The following is an 18,839-nucleotide window of genomic DNA, read 5'->3' on the forward strand; positions in this document are numbered from 1 at the left end:
CCGGGATACCGGACCGGTCTCGCGAGCTTTTGAGAGATCAACCAGCTAGGCTGATATTTTGCGGAAGGCGAGGAGGTTTCTAGAAAAGGGCAGGGTTGGCGGCTACCCTCGAAGGGGTAGCGTTCAAGAATTCGCGCCGGTGTCGGGCGGAAGCTCAGGGCCTCAACGAAAAATACTCGCGATAAATTTCTCGTGCTGATCTTACACTTCGCTTTCGATCTCGCTCTTATCGCTACGAACGCGAATATTATCAGCAACGTATTCGTAGCCGTTCCAAAGTTTCCCACCCTCATTTCTTTGGATGAACATACCGCCGCCATTGATCCTGCTCACGATATTCGCGTGAAGGGTCTGACTGATACGGAACTGTGTCGGCTCGATATACGCAAGCACAGCCGGATCATTAATTTTGTCAGCCATCAGATCGATGTATTCGTTCCGTCTGATTCCGATGTCCAAAACCGGCTTGCCAGCCAAGCCCTCCGCTAGACTGTCGAATGACATTATTTTCAGATCATCGCTTTGCTGAGCCATGATCTTCGTCCGCCTTAGGTCGTTTCCTTCATACTCATCGCGGCGGCCATAGACGATGACGTACTTATGCTTGATGGGATTCTTGGCCATGTGGCTGGGCACCAGCAGCGCCGATAGCGAACTCCGAAATGACTGCTCGTTTTCGCGAATAAACCATGCTTTCCAGTCCGTGATCTGATGCAGGGCGCGTTGGAAACCAGGGGCAAACTCGTTGGTGTTACCTTTGAAATATTTGGAAGACGGCTTCTCGATTTCGATGTGAACGGCATTCCAATGCGTCGTGCTTTTGGAGAGGAAGAAGAAGTCGGACTTATAGTCGGACCCCAGCGCTAGCTTCCGCAGCACCACGCGGCAGGAGACGCCGTGATTCTGAATGAACTCCCTCGGGATCAACCGAGTGTTTGCCTCCATGTACTTTTGATAGACCTGCTCTTTCTCGTTCTTGTCCAATAACTCGAGATATTCGACTCGCAAAGCTTCTAGTTCATCGGGTGTAGATGCCAACATTGTGCTCCTCCGAGTGGCGACGACCTGTAGTAAGGGAGGCGCATGAGCGCTGCAATCTCGATTTCTGATCGGGCGAGTTGCGCCGAGCTCATGGAAATCGACGAGAATCTGCAGCGCGCAGAGCTTTCACCAGCGCAGGAGGCTGCGCACGTAGCTCGGCGCAAGGCGATTTATGAAGAGATCTACGGCCCAGCAAAAGCCGTTGGTGGTAGAGCATCCGCGCTTGCCCAAGGAAGATCAGTAGCAAACGCAGAATCTGCGTTTGCTACGTCAACCGCCGAAACCAGTGGCAGGTCCGTTAAGGCAATACAAGTTGCAGCGCAGCGCGGCACTGCCCTTGGCGCCGATATCAACCGCATCGCTAACACGAGCCTCGACAAAGGCGTCGAGATGGACGCGCTTATCAAACTCCGCGAAACTGAGCGTGCGGACCTGATTGCCCGTGTTGAGGCGGGCGCAAGCTAGGAGCCGCGGCGCGACCTCAACCTTCCTTCATCGGTATCTTGGCTTCGTTGACGGCATCGATGAACGCTCGGCGAGCATCCTCTGGGGTTCGCTTGCCGCTGATTACGTCGGCGCAGACGGACAAGGCACGATCCAGCGCGGGGGCTTCCTCAAGCGGCCAGTCCTCGATCATTGCCCAGGAGGCTGCTTGGGTCGTGTCGATGATGACCCATTCGTCGGGGCTCTCAAGAGCGAGCGTGACCGCCTTGCTCCATTTTCTGTGCGTCATGGGGAAACCTCGAATTTGTGGCTGCTTGGCATCGGCTCATAGGCGGAATTTCGTACGTTGCCACCCACTTTGATGATGTCGATTCGGCAACGCCACGGTACGCGGCGGCTTCCGTTGGGCTGATGGGGCGGGGTTGGTTGTTCATTTCTTCTTTCTCGCCTTCGCCTCGGCCAGCCGCGCAGGGAGCTGAGCTGAAAAATAGCCATCGTTTGCAGTCGCTCGCTCGATTGACAGCTGGAGCTTCGTTTTCCGTGTCGATTGCCGCGCGGTAGACGGTCCACTCGGCATCAAGTCCCGTTTGGAATGGCGCTTTAGGAAGCTCTCCACCTCTTCTGGCGCTATCGCCACGTGATTTCGCTCTGTGCCTCGACCAACTTTGACGTAAACAAGTTCGCCATGGCGGATCAGATCGCGGATCGTCGAAACGGAAGTCGCCAGGAGCTCGGCAACCTCGTCGATCGGGAGTAGCCGGCGAATAGGTTGTTCGCGCGCTCCGGCCATGAAGGCAAGCTGCACGTCCTCAAGGCGCCAGCCCCGATCTGGGTCAAGGGGCTCGGTGAAGCGGACGTAATATTGCGCTGACTTCTGAATCCAGGCTTCGTTTTTCATATCACCCACCACACAACCAATTACGTCTGTTGTCGTCAGCACGAATGCCGATCGCCTTTGCCCCGGTGGTGGACGGGATGCCTTTGCGGATTGGTGGGCCGCGAATGGAAGCTATTGCGCGGAGATCAGGCGGTCAAGAAGTCGGTGCGGTTTTTCACGCTTGGGGGTGATTCCTCACCGCGATCGCCAAATCGATCAGTTGTATCTGGCCGCCAGCGCGGGACAAAAACATTCTCAGTATGTTCAAGTCGACCTTCAGTCCTAGCGATCCAGCTTCCCTCAGCATGTTGTTAAACGAGCGCATCGCGCCGACAATATCCCGGGTCATCTCGGCCTGTTCATCGGTCATCAAAGACCGCTGATGTATCCACTCATCGGGTAGGTTCCAATCATCCGACATCGCGATTCCTATCCTCTTCAGCCGCCCGCGCCGGGCGGCGCGTCATTTTCAAGATTCTCGGGGTATTGAACAACTTCGCTTTCGTCGACGTCAATTGTTGTGCTGTTTGGCTTATGCAGTGAGACGCCTGGTCCGCTCGCGACGCCGCCAGCCTCTAGGAATTTGACGCCCGCCGTTTCGAGTGCCGTGCGGACAGCGGCAACGTTGTTCCGCATGCCGGTGGCCGCGCCTTCGCTTGCCTCCATGCGCTTCAACGTCGGCACGGAGATGTTCGCCGTTAGAGCGAGTGTTGCCTGCGACATGCCAATGAGAGCGCGGGCGGCCGAAATTTGCCTGCCAGAGAGCATGAAATGATCCTTTAGTATCAAAGATATCCAAAGGTGTTGACTAACGCATCACCTTGAGCTAAAGGTATCACGTAGCCACCACAGTGACAATGAGGAGCGATACAGTGCAAGCGCATACGCATCCAGAAAGAACTCTTTTGCCGCGCGGTCTAATCGGCAGACGACGCCGCGTCTACACCGCCGACTGGACTTTTAAATTAGACAATTTTGTCGACTACCACGGAGAGAGCGCCGTCGTGGTCGGCCGCCACCGCACGATTATGGGCGTCGAGATTTACGCCATTATTCCTGTGACCACAGCGCCAAGCCGAAAATACGTCTGTGGTCGATCCCTCAAGCATATTCATTGATTTTTGAACTCTGCGCGCCGCGCTGATCCACTAAGCGCCTTGCCCTGGGCGCCGGCCTGTCGCTGTTCGCCGCAATGTCGGCGGCAGGCCACCAATACCACCGCCACCACAAGCGCGCCGCCGGCCTCACCAACCGGCGGTTTTTTGGTCGAGATGTGTTACCGTTCTCCAATGAAGACGGCTCTGAAACGACGCTATTTGCTCACGCTCTTCGCAAAGCAGGACGGAAGATGCTGCTATTGCGACAGGCATGTCATTCTTTCCTATCGCTGGCGCGACCAGCAGAGGCCCGACGCCGCCGCCATCGAGCACCTGCAGCGCCGGGCGGACGGTGGATCTAACCACCCAGATAACCTGGCTATGGCGTGCAAGGAGTGTAATGACGGCAGAGGAGAGGTTGACTGGTTGACCTACCGTTCTTTCAAGCGGGGCGAGATCAGCAAGTTCGTGAGATGCGTCGCGCCGCGCTCATCACCAGCCCGGTCACCACCAGCGTGAGTCATTTGACGCCGCGTCACGGCCCATGACATAGCCGATTGCGAAAGCGAGGGCGCCGATCGTCAATACGATCCCGGCGGCCGTGCGCGGATGCTCAGCGGCGCCCGTGGCTACTGCCGTGCTTTCACGCACAACAGCGTCCCTGGCATCCCTTGCGACCTTCCGCGCGCCTGTGGGCGGCTCTGTCGGTTTGCCGGTGAAGCCGGCACTTAGTTCGTCGGTCATGATGTCCTCCTTCTTTGTGGGAAGGAAAACACGTGTGGGGGAGGGATGTTCCAGCGAAAGTGAGGGCAATAGAGTGGCGCACGCCAACTGGCGAAACGAACGCTGCCGGCAGCTCCTGGCGCGTGCCGAGCGGTAGTGCCGCAGTCGACCCTTCCCGGTTGGGGATTCGAACAGCGGGAGACCGGGCGCGGCCTTAGATTGTTGCATTCCTGAAATCAGCCCTGTAAACGCCTGGGCCGGCAGTAGGGCGCCAATCCGAGGGGAGGCCGACGCGCCCCGACCATATGGAGCGCTGGATATGCTACCAGCGCCGTCGGCTAAACCCGGAGGGTAGCCCGGCAATAGTTTATACCGGCACTGCGAACGCTAAGCCGCGTGGTCTATCGCACCAACGTGCCCCACTCAGGTAGCCACATAGAAACATCGTCTATGATCACCGCAACGTGGCTGAATGGTGTTTGAGGCAGAATTGATTGGCTTGGGAAAGTGCGGCGGAAACCGGGTATTGGTGATTCCTGTTGGCTTTGTAGAATTTTCCATCTGGATGCTGAAATGTTGGAAAATCGATTGATGCGCCCAGCTTGCCATCGACGTTCGTAATGCGAACGGTGATCGCGTCGTCGGCCAAAGCATTCACATGATTGAATGTGTTGCTAGATGCCATAGGTGCCCTCGACAATTTAGGCTCCAATATCGCTACCATACCATCGTGAAGCTGCATATCAACGCATTTGTCTACAACTTAAAATATTAACCTAAGATCATAAGAAAATTGGGGGTAGCTACCAAAGGATCTGGATTGCCTGATCGTTAGGCAAGACTGCAGCGCCGCCCATAGGCCGAGCTTCGGCGAGGCTTTCCGGCCTTACGACTTGGAAGGCCCTTGGTATCGCAAAGTGTAGATCGCGGGATCTTCACCGCTTTCTATGCGGCGGATCATCATGCTCAAGGAGCTCTTGGCGCCTTCAAGTGAGCCCGCAGATCCCGCGAACCTCCCGCTTGACGAGCGTAACCACCAATACCAGCCGCCGTCAGTTTGGGGAGACAGACCTCCCTCGTATCCAGCTCTTATGAGCCGGAGATCATTTTTACCAATCTTGGTGAACTCGATAGGTGTGGTATTCATTGACGATAATCAGCTTCGCTTCCGGCAGGCTGTTAAACGCACGGCATGAGTGTGATCGAGCTTCGAGGGATAATCAATACAATCCCTCAGCCCAAGTAGAGCATGGAATTTGTTCGCCGCCCGATCAGCATAACTGCTGGTCGGGCTTATCGTTTGGAGAGTAAGGTTCGCGTCTGCGCAAACTTTTTCAGAGTCCGGGTATTGGGTGTTGTGGGCTGGGCAAGTGCAATTGCTTCGCCAGCTTTTGCGTTTCCTCATGAAGTTCTTTGGCTTTCGTCTGTATATCTTGTGGCGATGGGCCAGGGGTGACTGCAGAAAGAGGATTAGGAAAATTGAGACCCGGCGGCGGGTGGTTAGCTAAATCTTCTGCCATTTTGGCAAGTTTGTCGGCCTGCCTATTTATTTCTGCAGCGCGGTCGCCAAGCATATCCGCAATGTTAGGCGGAAGCGCAGGCAGAGGAAGCTTCATGAAGTTTCCCCAATTTGGAATATTGTCGCGCATATAGTCAACGGCGGTAATTACAAGGTAAACGACAACCAGAAAACGGATAAGTCGAAACATTTCCGGTGGCCCTCCCGGTTAAATACTCAACTTATACTACGGATCATTTGTACGAGAAAGGGTGGCCAGGCAGGGCTAGGCCCTCCTCGTGGCCCAATCCCACTCAGCGAAATCGGTAAGAGCTGACATCTATCAGCCATCGCTACGGCGAAGCTTCCCGACCAACGTCCCCCCGATGGAGAGTGAGCTAAACCTCCATTCACAAATATCGGTTGCTGCGATCGTTGCAACGGGGAGCCAGTTCTGGCCATGGCTTCACTCGTGGCAGAAGATGCCACGCTGCCGCTCCGGGATTAGCCACCCTTCATAACAGGTGCTAAACGGATCAGTCTTGAATACGCTTGACGACATCGACTCGCTGACATGTGCCGGTGGCCGGAACGACATCGAGCTTTTGCCCGACCGCAAAATTGTCGTTCGGCACGCCCAACTCGATTATCATTTCGCATGGAAATGATTTTCCTGCATGCCTGCGGGTGAATTCGATTCGACCTTCCGTTATGGTTTTACGCCCAGTCTCACGGCCTAATCGATCTGTCATAATGGCCTCCCGGTTCCATACTTCCGCGATAGTCGCGACTGCATGCGGGAAGTGACTGATACGCCATGACCAGATCCCAAAGACAAGAATCCCGAAGATCAGACAGCTTCCGGCAACCACAGCAAGTAGCCATAGTTGCCCAGCGGACTCGTCGCGCGGAGCGTCTTCGATCGCTTCTCTCATCTCGATGAAATCGATGTTGGGATCGGAAGGATCGTTCATGCCATTTTCCCTACCGCAGCTTTTTCGTGCCGAGCTCCAGGAAAGTCGCGCAAACGTTGACTGAAGGCAAGACGGTCGAACCGAGCGTCATGAAACTAACTCGGCCAGCATTTCAGCCAGAAATTGAAAGAAGAGTGCGGGTGAATATGCCGCCGGCCAGCTGACCACCAGACCAACAAACCCAAGCGCGATCGCCGCAACCAGTCCATGCTTATGCCAGCCCCATGCTGCACCGAACCCTACAGCTGCAGAAATTACGCCGAACGCCCAAACACACCGAAAAATGATGTTCAAAAGCTTTGGCATTTCTGCGCCCTCAGCGTTTGCGATTTGTGGGAGCCGTCGCGGGGGAGGGCGAGAGCGCCGGAAAGCCCTGCGGCGTTAGGACTTGCTGTCAGGTGAAGGTAGAAGGTGGTGAAGAATGCCGACCCCCTTGTCAGAATAGCTCGGTAGTTTGGGTCAAAAGCGCGGCGCGACGAACTTCGATCGCGGCGTTGAGGGCGCGAGTGATATTTGTCCCGCTGAAGTGCATACCAATAATTCTGACTTGGTCCCATTCCTGTACTGGGCTGGTAATTCTCGCAAACAAAGGCCCCCAATCCGATGATCCGATTTTAAAAATCGATGTTAAACCAAGCGTTTCGAACACGAAAACGTTGGCGCCGTCGACTTCCCCATAGAACGGTGACTGTGCGATCACTCGTGATAGATCAGCACCCTCCGCAACCAGTGCGCGGTGACAGCCCAGAACCTTCAGGTCGACAAACCTAGAAAGCTCGTCGCTGACACGATTCGCCAGGAGAGAATCGATGGTCATCTTTTCAATTTCAGCTCCGAGCTGAAGCCCCGGGTGCCGGTCAGAAAACGAGAACCGAAGCAAGCTAACCAGGAGGCCCAAAAAGAGATCCGAGACGGTGCCTTCAACCCGATAGAACACCAAGTCTTCCCGGCGCCAAAACTGATGAGATCTGGCCGGAAGGTCAGCCCACCTTGACAACAGTTCGACCAGCTTTTTGTCGAATTTGCCAAGATAAGCATCGCAGCTTGCGCACAAAATTTTCCTGTCTGAGGACAATGTCTGGGTAGAATATGAGCGTGGCGACTCCAGATGGACTGATTGCACGGCGGCACCAGGTGCTTTGAAGTCGACGATCAGGCGCTTCATGCTATCAGGCAGCAAATGCGCGTTGCAGAGCGGCTCTTCTTTACCGCAGAATTTGCAATAGCCGAACCACTTGCCGGCTCGTATTTCTTTCATTGTGGCCTCAGATGGCTGAGCAAAGCATAGCGCACAAGGAACAGCCGCGCATCGCAGTACTACAGCTAGCGTGCGCGCGGACATCAGCAATGGTGCGAGAAAGCCCTCCCACTTGAATAAGCAGGAGGGCTTCGCATTACAGACCGAAGAAGGCAATGATCGAAGCCATGCTGATCTTCAGATCAAGCTTCAATCGAAATGACTTCGTCGACTGACTGGCTTCGAGAACCAAAGAAGCGTTCATACGCATCTCCTATCCCTTTGTGCGAAGTCCTTGGTGAACCGCGTATCGCACGCCAGACTTTATTGAGGTTTTTTCCGTTTCCTCGCTAACAACGCTTATCGCATTGGTGCTTTTCAGCCCGGGGCTACCTCAAGCGCGCGGCTGTCTGTCGTACACTACGATGTGGAGGCCGCAACTCAGCCGTTCAATACCGCGTTGCAAAAAAAATGCTCCATAGATGGTCTCAACATCTTTTAAAGGACAAATTCCCTCTTGGCGCGAACTATTCAGTTTACCATTTCGCTATTATGGTCGTCGGATATTGAATCGCGACTGGCATCGTTTCGGAGAAGAAGATGGGCGTCATTTCCGCTAGTTGCACTGAGTGCAAAGCTAACGATGTGTCCATGCGAATTACTGGACATTCTTCCCCTCAGATGACTGGCAACCAAGTCGGCCGTTACCCTTTCGGATACGTTATGGTGGTTTGTTCGCGATGTGAAAAGCCGTCGCTTTTTGTCGTCGACTATAAAGGTACAGCAACCTGGCAAGGAGTGGCGAATTCGCTGCAACAGGCAATGGTGGCCCCGCTAACGAATAATCTTTCTGCCACGGAGCATCAGATATCCAGATTTAAGGTGAACGTCGCCGGCTCGCCGTTCCCCGATCATCTTCCCGACGATGTTTTGAAGGCTTTTCAGCAGGCCGAAACAAACTTCGACCTTGAGAACCACGAGGAAGCCGCCGCTACAATGTATCGGCGAGCGCTTGAGCGAGCTTTGAAGTTTAGTCACCCTGCCTTGACCGGTACCCTTGCCGCAAAAATCAAGACGCTAGTCAGTAATGGCGAACTGCCGAGGTCCTTGGGCGATTGGGCGGATGAGATCCGACTCATAGGAAATGATGGGGCACACGATGACGGCGTAACCCGCGAAGAACTGAAGGCGGCGCGAATGTTCTGCGATTCGTTCCTTCGGTATCTCATCACCCTTCCTACCGAGGTCGCTTCAAGGCGGGCTCAACCGAGATGATGACGAATCTGCGATATCTCGCGGCCACGTTGGTGTGCGCGCTTTCCCCCAAGTAGGAGGTGCCTCTTGGAGGCGGCTTCACTCGGATTTTGATGGTGGCTGGCCGGCGCTCGCTTTGAAAAATGTGTATGCAGTCTCAATCCATTGAGCGCCCGGGACCTTGCTTACGATGGGTACTAATCCGGCGGCTCCGGCGATGAGTACCGCCAAAAGTGCTTTTGCCGCCTGCTTTTTTGCTTCGGACGCAATCTCGCCGCCAAATGACAAAACGCGTCTCGTAACTGAAGACCAAATGTTCTCCACGGTTCGCACCAGAGAGAACACATCTCGCTTATCAGGCGGCGTTTGATCGCTAACCCAACCTGTAACGGTTTCAAGCGCATCTGCTACGGACGGGTCCGCAGCTTCCGTCTCCCTCAATTGCTCGGCCAACCGCAAAGTGTTCTCGGTCATTTTCGCGATGGTGCCTATATCGAGATGCAGTGACATTGCGTTCTCGCAGTATATGCGCCATTCTTCGAATTGAGAGAGCGCGGCGAAAACCATTTCGATGTGCCCGATCAGGAGACCGAAAAGGGCGGAGGACATCTCTCCCACGTCAGCATTTACAAGTCTATTGCAGATCTGTGCATTTGCTCCGACCTGAACAATATTTCGGTTGGACGCTAGGCTGGACTGAAGTCTTAAGAACGCGTCTCGGAGGCGAGGAGATGCATTCGTCCCGGCGAGATCTCTATTAACGTACTCTCCGTGCTCAAAAGCAGTTTCAAGTGCGGCAAATGCGATATCCTTTTCGCGTTCATGCGGCTTTATGGGCTGATCTACAACTGCGAGCACTTCTTTTTCGAAAGCAAATTTGAAGGCGGCTGTCTTTTGGCCAGGAGTTGCCTCAAGGACGTCCTTTGGTCCAATTTGATTCAGGCCAATCTTAAGGCCAGCGCTTAGGTTTAGAAGGCCCAGATTATCTAAAGCGATTGCCCTCATGACGGTAATCAGACGGTCGTCGCGCAAATGCCCGCTCATGGTGCGCCGAGCAACTTCTCGCAATTCTTCAATTTGAGTTTCTAGCTTGGCAACTCCATCAACTCGAAGGGAATCGACTTTACTGAGCAGCCTTCTGACTTCAGATTTCAATGTAATGAGTTGTTGTAGAATCTGATGAGTGCCATCTCGAGAGCCGTCTATCTCGAGCACGGACTTCTCGACACGTATAAGCCTCTTTTCCATCTCTTGCAGAAGATTACGAAGCTTATCCGCCTTCATCTCTACCGCCTTTAGCGCTTCAACATGAGGTTACTCGCTTGAGCGAGTAGACGCTAGCGGAACTACTGAAAGAGCATATTGTCCACAGAAAGTTGCTAACGGTGGCCGCTACATCGTAATAATGTCTAGCCACTTCCATCCGGCGTACTTGTCGCCTACCTCCTTGATGTCGGTGTAGCGCTTTAGCGAATTCCAGGTCCGATGACCGGAGACACTGGCGGCAAGCGGGATGGTTCGACCCATTTCAAATAAGCGCGAAATGCCCTCATGCCGCAAAGAGTGAAATACCAAACGCTCTTCGTCCGGAGTTTCCTCCGTATTGATGCCCAGGAAGGCGGTAGCGCGTGTGAAAGCGGCGCTGATCGTATCGGCGTTATATGGAAATATCTCCTTGCTCGTCTTCGGCATTGATTTGATGATGGCCATTGCCTCAGGCACCAATTCGCACCAGACGTTATTTCCCTTTTTCTGGCCTGGATGCTTTAAATCGCGAACGAGTACACGGCTGTGCGCCTCATCCAGATCATCCCAGGCGATGCGTGTGATCTCTTCCTGGCGCCGGGTGGAGAAAATTGCAAAAGCGATCAGCTTGCACATCGGAGCAGAATCTGGGGAGCGGATCTGACGATCGGCAAAATGCTGCATGAGAATATCAAGTTCATCGAGGGTAGGGCGGCGCACGCGCTCTTCCGACTTGGAGATTTTCTCCAATCGTTTCAGCGTACGCTGCGCAGTCTGCATCTCGGCGTAGTCGAGATCGATGTCCCAAGCTGCCTTGGCATCTCGAAATACGGCGGCCAGGTGCGAAATGTAGTTGCCTACCGTCTGAGGCTTTCGGCCGCCTGCGAGCAGTTCGTCTGCGAATCCAACGATGTCATTGCTGCGGATCGTTCGGCTGGCCTTCAACGCAATAGGGTAGGTTTTGATGCTTCTTAGCACCTGCTCCTTTGTTCGGCCGATTGTCCGCTTCGCAGCAACATACTTGTCTATGGCATCAGCCAGGGTCGCATCTTCTTTGGAGAGCTGCTCAATAGCACCAGGCTTGTCAAGTTCGGCTTCCCGCCAACGTATCCATGCCTTGGCCTCGCGGTCCTTATCGAAAGTCTTTGCCTCGCGCCAAACTATGACTCCACCTTTTTTTCGGAGTATTTGCGCGGTATACCCGGTTGAGCCATCCTTGCGTTTGCGTGCGTTTATCGTTCCCATCGGTACAACATTCCTGCGCTTAAGTGCTACATTGTTGTACCGCAGGCTGAAAAGCGCTGCAACGGCAAGAAAAAGCCTGACAGAAAATGACAAACGACAACGGTGTCAACGACTTGAATTTATACGAAAAATCCAGGAAAACTGGCCGCAAGATCTTTGCGGTAGCCCCTATGATCGACTGGACTGACCGCCATTGCAGGTACCTGCATCGGCAGATAAGCCGGCATGCGCTTCTCTATACCGAGATGGTGGTGGCCGATGCGATCATTCACGGGCCGCGCGACCGGCTGCTGGGGCATGATGTCAGCGAGCATCCCGTTGCACTGCAACTCGGTGGCTCCGATCCGGCCAAGCTTGTCGAGGCGCTGCGGATCGCGGAAGCCTATAACTATGACGAGATCAACCTGAATGTCGGCTGTCCCTCGGATCGGGTACAGTCAGGCACCTTCGGCGCCTGCCTGATGCTGACGCCGGAGACGGTGGCATCCTGTATCGCCGCGATGAAGGCGGTATCGAAGGCGCCCGTCACAGTGAAATGCCGGATCGGCGTCGATGAGCAGGAGCCGGAAGAGGCCTTGCCGGAGCTGATGACGCGCGTGCTCGATGCCGGTGCGGACGCGATCTGGATCCATGCGCGCAAGGCTTGGCTGAAGGGCCTGTCGCCGAAGGAGAACCGCGAGATCCCGCCGCTGGATTATGACATCGTCTATCGCATGAAGCAGCGTTGGCCCGAGGTCTTCATCGGCATCAATGGCGGCATCCAGAGGCTGGATCAGGCGGAAGTGCATCTCGCCCATGTCGACGGCGTCATGCTCGGCCGCGCCGCCTATCAGAATGCCGCCATTCTTGCAGACGTTGACCATCGCTTTTTTGGCGAACCGGCCGCCGAGGCTGACTGGAACGGGCTGCGCGACCGGATGACGGATTACGTGGAGCGCCATATCGCCAATGGCGGCCGCCTGCAGCATGTCGCGCGGCATATGGTCGGCCTCTTCACCGGCCTGCCGGGCTCACGCCGCTATCGCCAGATCCTATCCACCGACGCCAACAAGACAGGCGCGGGGCCGGAGGTGATTGCGGCCGCCTTCGCGGCAGTGGATTTCAGCGCTGAGTCGGAGCGGGTCAGCGCTTGAGATAGAGCCCGAGCCTGCCACAGAACTCGTCCGGGTAAACGAAAAACGGCGCGGTTTGCACCGCGCCGTCCGAAACCTTATTCAGGCAGTCACCCGAGGCTTAGTTAGCCTGGATGTTGACAGCCTTCGGGCCCTTGCCCATGCGATCCGGCTCGGTGTCGAAGGTTACCTGCTGGCCTTCGCGCAGCGACTGGATGCCGGAAGCCTGAAGAGCGGAGATGTGGACGAAAACGTCCTTCGCGCCGCCGTCAGGAGTGATGAAACCAAAACCCTTGTCCTGGTTGAAGAATTTTACGGTGCCCTTGGTGGCCATGGGGGATAGTCCTTTACCCATCAGTCTTAGTTTATCCGGATGAACCCGGACGGCTTTGCTTCCGCAACATGCGAAAGCCAGTCGAGAAGTCACGTACGGGGAAAGAACGTCTGCGCGGGTCAGAAGACCCAACCGCTGCCTGCCGCAAGCGGATCACCAAATCAGTCCAGTCACCGGCATGCAAATGCCCGAGCATGCATATGGGTGACAGGGTTTGTGGAAAAAGGCAAGAGGTGTTTTAGTCGGCAGCCGTAATGAAAGACAAATCAATAGGTTGAAAGGCGATCGCCTCGATTGCCCGACGAATCCACTATTTGCAGCCCATATAATGAGGAAGCTGCCTATTCCTGAAACTTAGGTCAAAATTGATTTTGTAAGAGAGGCAGCCGTTGCAGGTCTTGTAAAAGTCGGTACTTTCCAAGGTCACAACCTTTGATAAGGACGCTTAGGTGGGCGCATGGCAGAATTGAGCGATGTTGATGTGATGGGGCTGGCTTTGGAAGAGGCAGAAGCCGCTCTAGAGAAAGGCGTCTTTCCCGTTGGCGCCGTCCTAGTGGCGGGAAGCCGGATTTTGGGGCGGGCGCATAAAACCATGATATCGAATCACCTGAATCATGCGGAAATGAACCTGTTTCATCAGGTATTTACTGGTGATTACACCTTGTCGCGAAGCGATAAGCTGACACTTTATACAACGCTGGAACCTTGCATCATGTGCTTCGGCACTATGCTCCATTTGCCTATAAGCCGCCTCGTCTTTGCCATGTCCGATGCATATGGTGGTTGTGCGCATACGAAACTGGAGAATTCTCCCCCTAGGCATATTTCAAGAGCGGTAGAAGTCGTCGGAGGCGTTCGCCGCCAGGAAGCGTGCGAGCTGTTTGCGAAGTTTCTTGAGACGACGACCGAGGAATTCTGGCTGACGGGCGGTGCTTCGCATTTTCAGGCAGCCGTAAGAGCCGATCTTCCCGCCTTACAAGGTTGACGCATGCTCCTGGACGGGCGTTGGGGAATACCAACGCTAGCTCGGTGTAAAGACCGTGCAAGGCTCCGCAATCCCTCGCAGTTCATGATTGCCCAAGGCCAGCAGGGGCATCGCCGTCTCGGCCGCGACCGACCCCGAAACGAGGATATTGTGTCCGAGCGGCTTGCAGAGGCCCTCCAGTCGGCTGACGAGGTTGACGGCGGGGCCGATCGCGGTGAAGTCCAGCCGGTCGGCGGCGCCGATGTTGCCCCAGAGCATGTCGCCGAAATGCAGCGCGACGCCAAAGGGGAGCGACGGCAGACCCTGACTTACCCGCGTCGCATCGAGATGTGCCATGCCGGCGCGTATGGCGGTGGCGGCGCGCAAGGCGGCTTCGCAGGCTTCCTTCGGTGTTCCAGTGACTGGGAAGATTGCCAGTACGCCGTCGCCCATGAATTTCAGCACTTCGCCGCCGAAGGCATGCACGGCGCCGGCGACGCGATCGAACCAGGCATCGAGTGACGCGATCATGACGGTCGGTTCCGTCGCTTCGGAAAGAGCGGTGAAATCCCGCAGATCGGCGCAGAGCAGAGCTGCGCGGATGGTCTCGCCGCTACTGCGGCTGAGCGCGCCGGCCTGCACGCGCGCCGCACTTCGGCGGCCAAGATAGGCTTCGAGCAGGGTCGATAAAGTGGCGCGAGCGGCCAATCCCGCCAAGGGGGCTGCCGCAAATCGGGCGATCTCGCGCAGGTTTTCTGCTTCGGAGGCGCTGAACGGCCGTGTGCCGGCCCATGCAAGCACGGAATTGCCCGGCGCAATCCCGATCGTCTTCTCGCATATCGGGCCGAAATCGCCGAGCCAATCGCGACCGGCCTGTCCGAGTGCTGTGCCGGCGAAGCCGAGAGCTTCGGTCACCGCGCCGGTTTCGGCACGCCAGAGCCATGTATGCTGCGTAATGATCGGATGCGGTGCGGCCAGCGTCAGGGCACTGCCGGCAAGCGGGAGGCCGGCAGCCGACAGGTGTCCGCCCAGATCAGCCAAGAAGCGTTCGGGGCTGGGCGAGGTACCGGCTTCGTCAACCAGCCAGGCAAGGGGCGCGGGCAAATCCATGCGGCGATCATGCCATGGAGCTTGCCGGCTGTCATCCGTGCCGGTGAGGCCATGCCGACGGCTTTGGAAAACAGAATGACACTGGCAATTGCTGTCTCTAGTCGGTGATATCGCGGATATCCGAGCATCTAGCCCGATGGCGCCGCGCTCAGATTTCCGTCAGCTCCTGCCGTCGTGACCGCGCATGGGGTCCGGACCGGGATCGCGTCCTGCGGCCACTGCGGCCATGCGATCGAGATAATGCGCCCAACCTTTTGCATGCGCTTCGCATTGTTCGACGGTCGGCAGGCCGGTATGGGTGAGACGCACCAGCGTCCCGTCGGGTTGCTCGATCAGATCAATCTCTACAAGGGTCGATTCGGGAGGCACTTCCTCGCTGCCTTCCCAGCCGAAGCTGTAGGCGAGGCGATGAACCGGCACGACTTCGCGGAAAGTGCCCCGCGCGGCACGGGCGCCAGTGACGTTGACGAGATAGATGCCGCCGGGCTCCGGCTCCGTCCGGGCTTCCGTGCCCATCCAGCGCAGGATCTTTTCGGGGTCGGTCAGCAGTGCGAATATCGCAGCAGGCGGCGCCGAGACATGGGTCTCGCGACGGACGATCAAAGGCTCGGACATCGGTCTTTCTCCCAGGTTTCTATCGCTTCCCATCGGACCGGTATGTGCTCAAACGCCTTCCGTCTCCTCCGTGGGTCTCCTCATATGATGGCATGTAGCGGCTGCGGCTTCGTCAGCAAGGCATTGCTCCATGCTTGAAGGCCCCAGTCTTCATAAAATCGGCAGCATCGGGCGGATAGACACCTGATGGACGCCGTCGCTCATCGCCCAGGCCGACCCGTCTTGCCTTTCGTCCGCCCTTTACGCTGCTTCTCGTCCACCGGGTCCTCATAGGAGCCGACGCCCGGTTTTGCCCGGGTGATCGGCTTGTCGGGCAACTTGCCCGTGACAGGCTTTTCGGTGCGGCCGACGGTCATCTCGTCCAGCGTATTCTTGCGGAAGAGCGGCGTGCCGGCATCGCCGCCCGGACCCATTTCGTCAAGGCTTGGCTTGGCGAAATAGGAGCGAGAATCCGGCGCCGGCGGTGCGCGCTTGCCCGTTGCAGAACCGCGACTTTCAAGGCTCTTCGCCTCCTCGCGGGCGAGCGGGTCGTCCATAGCGGCGAGTTCGACGGCCTTGAGGCGCTTGATCTCGTCGCGCAACCGTGCCGCCTTTTCGAAGTCCAGATCGGCGGCGGCATCGCGCATGGATTTTTCCAGCGCATTGAGATGGGCCTGTAGATTGTTGCCGACGAGATGGCCGCCATCGGCAAAGCCCTTGCCGGAGGCGCCACCGATATCGGCGCGGACATGGTCCTTCTCGTAGACGCTGTCGAGGATGTCGGAAATCTTCGCCTTGACCGATTCCGGCGTGATGCCGTGTTCCTTGTTGTAGGCCATCTGCTTTTCGCGGCGGCGATTGGTCTCGTCCATGGCGCGCTGCATCGAGCCGGTAATGGTATCGGCATAGAGGATGACCTTGCCGTCGACGTTACGCGCGGCGCGGCCGATCGTCTGGATCAGCGACGTTTCCGAGCGGAGGAAGCCTTCCTTGTCGGCATCGAGGATGGCGACGAAGCCGCATTCCGGAATATCGAGACCTTCGCGCAGCAGGTTGATGCCGACGAGCACGTCGAAGGCACCGAGGCGAAGATCGCGGATGATCTCGATGCGCTCCAGCGTGTCGATGTCGGAATGCATGTAGCGCACGCGCACGCCCTGTTCATGCAGATATTCCGTCAGGTCCTCGGCCATGCGCTTGGTCAGCACGGTGCAAAGCGTGCGATAGCCCTTGGCGGCGGTTTCGCGGATTTCGCCGAGCACGTCGTCGACCTGGGTGCGGGCCGAGCGGACCTCGACCGGCGGATCGATGAGGCCTGTAGGCCGGATGACCTGTTCGGCGAAAACACCGCCGGATTGCTCCATTTCCCAGCCGCCGGGCGTTGCCGATACCGCGATCGTGTCCGGGCGCATGGCATCCCATTCCTCGAAGCGCAGCGGGCGGTTGTCCATGCAGGAGGGGAGGCGGAAGCCGTATTCGGCCAGCGTCGCCTTGCGGCGGAAGTCGCCTCTGTACATGCCGCCGATCTGCGGCACGGTGACGTGGCTCTCGTCGATGAAGATGATGGCGTTGTCGGGAATATATTCGAACAGCGTCGGCGGCGGCTCGCCGGGATTGCGGCCGGTCAGGTAACGCGAATAGTTTTCGATGCCCTGGCAGGAGCCGGTGGCCTCGAGCATCTCGATGTCATAGCGGGTGCGCTGCTCCAGGCGCTGCGCTTCCAGCAGGCGGCCGGCCCTTTCCAGCTCGGCAAGGCGGAGTTTCAGCTCTTCCTTGATCGCCTTGATGGCGCCGTTCAGCGTCGGGCGCGGCGTGACATAGTGGGAATTAGCGTAGATCTTCACCGATTTCAGGTCGCCGGTCTTCTGGCCGGTGAGGGGATCGAATTCGGTGATGGCGTCTATTTCGTCGCCAAACATGGAGATACGCCACGCGGCATCCTCCAAGTGGGCCGGGAAGATTTCGATCGTGTCGCCGCGAACACGGAAGGAGCCGCGCGTGAAGTCGATGTCGCGGCGCTTGTATTGCTGCGCCACGAGGTCGGCTAGCAACTGCCGCTGATCGAGCCGGTCACCCACATTCATTTGGAAAGTCATGGCGGTGTAGGTCTCGACCGAGCCGATACCGTAGATGCAGGAGACCGAGGCGACGATGATACAATCATCGCGTTCCAGCAGCGAACGCGTCGCCGAGTGGCGCATGCGGTCGATCTGCTCGTTGATCGAGCTCTCCTTCTCGATATAGGTGTCTGAGCGCGGCACATAAGCTTCCGGCTGGTAGTAGTCGTAGTAGGAGACGAAATATTCGACCGCGTTATCCGGGAAGAAATTCTTGAATTCGGAATAGAGCTGCGCCGCGAGCGTCTTGTTCGGCGCGAGGATCACGGCTGGGCGCTGCGTCGCCTCGATGACCTTGGCCATGGTGAAGGTCTTGCCCGAACCGGTGACGCCGAGCAGCACCTGGTTGCGATCACCGTTTTGCAGCCCTTCGACGAGGTCGCGGATCGCCGTCGGCTGGTCGCCAGCCGGCTTGTATTCCGAAGCCATGCGGATCTGGATGCCTCCTTCGGATTTTTCCGGCCGGGCAGGGCGGTGGGGCGTCCAGATCTTGCCGTTCTTATGCAGTGGGTTGCCGCTCTCGATCAGCTTCGACAAGGCTTCCACCGTCGCCGTTACGCCGCCGGTCGAAATCTTGTCGGCATCCTCAAGTGCGATATCGAGGCCGGAGACCGGATTGAGGCCGGCGGCGGCACGCGTCTTGGGGTCGGTCGAGCCGCCCATGGAGACGCCGCGCGCGGTCTTTCCGGCGGTGATTTCCACCTTCTTGCGGTGCTTGCCTGCCTTCGAAGCGATCTCGCGCTGGGTTTCGACGCTGGATGCTTCCGCATCGGCTTCGAGCTGCTTCACCCAATCGGCAACGCTGCCGCTGAGTGGCGCACCTTCGAACGGTGCCTGCGGCGCCTCTTCGAAACCGGTCGGGGCGGGGGATTTTTTCGATGATTTGGCCATGAGGCGAATATGGCGACAGATCGCGCGGATGTGAAGGGGCAAAGAGTACAAAAGGGAAACAAGATGGCGGATTTTTCCATTC

The 18,839-nt window shown here is 56.9% G+C and carries 22 protein-coding genes and 1 pseudogene; 6 read left to right on the forward strand and 17 right to left on the reverse strand.

Features of this window, described 5'->3' with window-relative positions; translation table 11 throughout:
* Positions 1 to 201: 201 nt before the first annotated feature.
* The gene (locus ACYJRZ_RS04250) at positions 202 to 1,041 is read right to left on the reverse strand and encodes a Shedu anti-phage system protein SduA domain-containing protein (RefSeq protein ID WP_459456391.1); all 840 of its coding nucleotides are present in this window, start codon (positions 1,039 to 1,041) and stop codon (positions 202 to 204) included.
* A gap of 42 nt (positions 1,042 to 1,083) precedes the next feature.
* Here ACYJRZ_RS04250 and ACYJRZ_RS04255 point away from each other — a divergent pair, with 42 nt between their 5' ends.
* On the forward strand, positions 1,084 to 1,506 hold the full coding sequence (locus ACYJRZ_RS04255) for a hypothetical protein (RefSeq protein WP_459456393.1): 423 nt from the start codon (positions 1,084 to 1,086) through the stop codon (positions 1,504 to 1,506).
* 16 nt (positions 1,507 to 1,522) lie between these two features.
* Here the strand turns inward: ACYJRZ_RS04255 and ACYJRZ_RS04260 are convergent, their stop codons facing one another.
* From ACYJRZ_RS04260 to ACYJRZ_RS04275, 4 genes and pseudogenes are all read right to left on the reverse strand, one after another.
* Positions 1,523 to 1,774 carry a DUF982 domain-containing protein gene (locus ACYJRZ_RS04260; protein WP_459456395.1) on the reverse strand — a complete coding sequence of 84 codons (252 nt, stop codon included), beginning with the start codon at positions 1,772 to 1,774 and terminating at the stop codon, positions 1,523 to 1,525.
* 141 nt (positions 1,775 to 1,915) lie between these two features.
* Complete coding sequence (locus tag ACYJRZ_RS04265) at positions 1,916 to 2,425, reverse strand: helix-turn-helix domain-containing protein (RefSeq protein ID WP_459456397.1); 510 nt, start codon at positions 2,423 to 2,425, stop codon at positions 1,916 to 1,918.
* A gap of 112 nt (positions 2,426 to 2,537) precedes the next feature.
* On the reverse strand, positions 2,538 to 2,732 hold the full coding sequence (locus ACYJRZ_RS04270) for a hypothetical protein (protein ID WP_459456399.1): 195 nt from the start codon (positions 2,730 to 2,732) through the stop codon (positions 2,538 to 2,540).
* Between the two features lie 182 nt (positions 2,733 to 2,914).
* Positions 2,915 to 3,130 (reverse strand): annotated as a pseudogene (locus ACYJRZ_RS04275) (helix-turn-helix domain-containing protein); the annotation flags it as partial.
* Between the two features lie 104 nt (positions 3,131 to 3,234).
* Between ACYJRZ_RS04275 and ACYJRZ_RS04280 the strand changes: the two are divergent.
* Complete coding sequence (locus tag ACYJRZ_RS04280) at positions 3,235 to 3,480, forward strand: hypothetical protein (protein WP_459456401.1); 246 nt, start codon at positions 3,235 to 3,237, stop codon at positions 3,478 to 3,480.
* A 171-nt stretch (positions 3,481 to 3,651) separates the two neighbouring features.
* Positions 3,652 to 3,978: an HNH endonuclease gene (locus tag ACYJRZ_RS04285; protein WP_459456403.1), complete on the forward strand. Its 327-nt coding sequence runs from the start codon at positions 3,652 to 3,654 to the stop codon at positions 3,976 to 3,978.
* On the opposite strand, the gene ACYJRZ_RS04290 is transcribed toward ACYJRZ_RS04285, so the two are convergent.
* From ACYJRZ_RS04290 to ACYJRZ_RS04315, 6 genes are all read right to left on the reverse strand, one after another.
* Entirely contained in the window at positions 3,964 to 4,206 is a 243-nt protein-coding gene (locus tag ACYJRZ_RS04290) for a hypothetical protein (protein WP_459456935.1), read from the reverse strand. The genes ACYJRZ_RS04285 and ACYJRZ_RS04290 overlap by 15 nt on opposite strands.
* Before the next feature lie 430 nt (positions 4,207 to 4,636).
* A complete protein-coding gene (locus ACYJRZ_RS04295; protein ID WP_459456405.1) occupies positions 4,637 to 4,867 on the reverse strand; it encodes a hypothetical protein in 231 nt (76 codons plus the stop codon).
* Between the two features lie 649 nt (positions 4,868 to 5,516).
* Positions 5,517 to 5,891: a hypothetical protein gene (locus tag ACYJRZ_RS04300; protein ID WP_459456407.1), complete on the reverse strand. Its 375-nt coding sequence runs from the start codon at positions 5,889 to 5,891 to the stop codon at positions 5,517 to 5,519.
* A 325-nt stretch (positions 5,892 to 6,216) separates the two neighbouring features.
* On the reverse strand, positions 6,217 to 6,654 hold the full coding sequence (locus tag ACYJRZ_RS04305; RefSeq protein ID WP_459456409.1) for a hypothetical protein: 438 nt from the start codon (positions 6,652 to 6,654) through the stop codon (positions 6,217 to 6,219).
* Positions 6,655 to 6,741: 87 nt separating this feature from the next.
* Positions 6,742 to 6,960: a hypothetical protein gene (locus ACYJRZ_RS04310; RefSeq protein ID WP_459456411.1), complete on the reverse strand. Its 219-nt coding sequence runs from the start codon at positions 6,958 to 6,960 to the stop codon at positions 6,742 to 6,744.
* Positions 6,961 to 7,090: 130 nt separating this feature from the next.
* Positions 7,091 to 7,912: a hypothetical protein gene (locus tag ACYJRZ_RS04315; protein WP_459456413.1), complete on the reverse strand. Its 822-nt coding sequence runs from the start codon at positions 7,910 to 7,912 to the stop codon at positions 7,091 to 7,093.
* A gap of 579 nt (positions 7,913 to 8,491) precedes the next feature.
* Between ACYJRZ_RS04315 and ACYJRZ_RS04320 the strand changes: the two genes are divergently transcribed.
* Positions 8,492 to 9,166 carry a DUF4145 domain-containing protein gene (locus ACYJRZ_RS04320; protein WP_459456415.1) on the forward strand — a complete coding sequence of 225 codons (675 nt, stop codon included), beginning with the start codon at positions 8,492 to 8,494 and terminating at the stop codon, positions 9,164 to 9,166.
* Positions 9,167 to 9,244: 78 nt separating this feature from the next.
* Here ACYJRZ_RS04320 and ACYJRZ_RS04325 read toward each other — a convergent pair whose 3' ends face one another.
* Together ACYJRZ_RS04325 and ACYJRZ_RS04330 are read right to left on the reverse strand one after the other, a co-directional pair.
* Positions 9,245 to 10,429, reverse strand: a complete 1,185-nt coding sequence (locus ACYJRZ_RS04325; protein WP_459456417.1) for a hypothetical protein — start codon at positions 10,427 to 10,429, stop codon at positions 9,245 to 9,247.
* A 108-nt stretch (positions 10,430 to 10,537) separates the two neighbouring features.
* Complete coding sequence (locus ACYJRZ_RS04330; protein ID WP_459456419.1) at positions 10,538 to 11,635, reverse strand: site-specific integrase; 1,098 nt, start codon at positions 11,633 to 11,635, stop codon at positions 10,538 to 10,540.
* An 86-nt stretch (positions 11,636 to 11,721) separates the two neighbouring features.
* Between ACYJRZ_RS04330 and dusA the strand changes: the two genes are divergently transcribed.
* Positions 11,722 to 12,768, forward strand: coding sequence for a tRNA dihydrouridine(20/20a) synthase DusA (gene dusA, locus ACYJRZ_RS04335; RefSeq protein WP_459456421.1), 1,047 nt, complete (start codon positions 11,722 to 11,724; stop codon positions 12,766 to 12,768).
* A gap of 100 nt (positions 12,769 to 12,868) precedes the next feature.
* Here dusA and ACYJRZ_RS04340 read toward each other — a convergent pair whose 3' ends face one another.
* On the reverse strand, positions 12,869 to 13,081 hold the full coding sequence (locus ACYJRZ_RS04340) for a cold-shock protein (protein ID WP_004109325.1): 213 nt from the start codon (positions 13,079 to 13,081) through the stop codon (positions 12,869 to 12,871).
* A gap of 457 nt (positions 13,082 to 13,538) precedes the next feature.
* Between ACYJRZ_RS04340 and ACYJRZ_RS04345 the strand changes: the two genes are divergently transcribed.
* Positions 13,539 to 14,066 carry a nucleoside deaminase gene (locus ACYJRZ_RS04345; RefSeq protein ID WP_459456424.1) on the forward strand — a complete coding sequence of 176 codons (528 nt, stop codon included), beginning with the start codon at positions 13,539 to 13,541 and terminating at the stop codon, positions 14,064 to 14,066.
* A gap of 36 nt (positions 14,067 to 14,102) precedes the next feature.
* Here the strand turns inward: ACYJRZ_RS04345 and ACYJRZ_RS04350 are convergent, their stop codons facing one another.
* The 3 genes from ACYJRZ_RS04350 to uvrB all read right to left on the reverse strand — a co-directional run bounded on the left by ACYJRZ_RS04350 (position 14,103) and on the right by uvrB (position 18,757).
* Entirely contained in the window at positions 14,103 to 15,155 is a 1,053-nt protein-coding gene (locus tag ACYJRZ_RS04350) for an adenylate/guanylate cyclase domain-containing protein (protein WP_459456426.1), read from the reverse strand.
* A gap of 159 nt (positions 15,156 to 15,314) precedes the next feature.
* On the reverse strand, positions 15,315 to 15,770 hold the full coding sequence (locus tag ACYJRZ_RS04355) for an SRPBCC family protein (RefSeq protein ID WP_459456428.1): 456 nt from the start codon (positions 15,768 to 15,770) through the stop codon (positions 15,315 to 15,317).
* Between the two features lie 200 nt (positions 15,771 to 15,970).
* A complete protein-coding gene (gene uvrB / locus ACYJRZ_RS04360; protein ID WP_459456430.1) occupies positions 15,971 to 18,757 on the reverse strand; it encodes an excinuclease ABC subunit UvrB in 2,787 nt (928 codons plus the stop codon).
* Between the last annotated feature and the right edge of the window lie 82 nt (positions 18,758 to 18,839).

The organism is Rhizobium sp. No.120 (genome assembly GCF_054558365.1).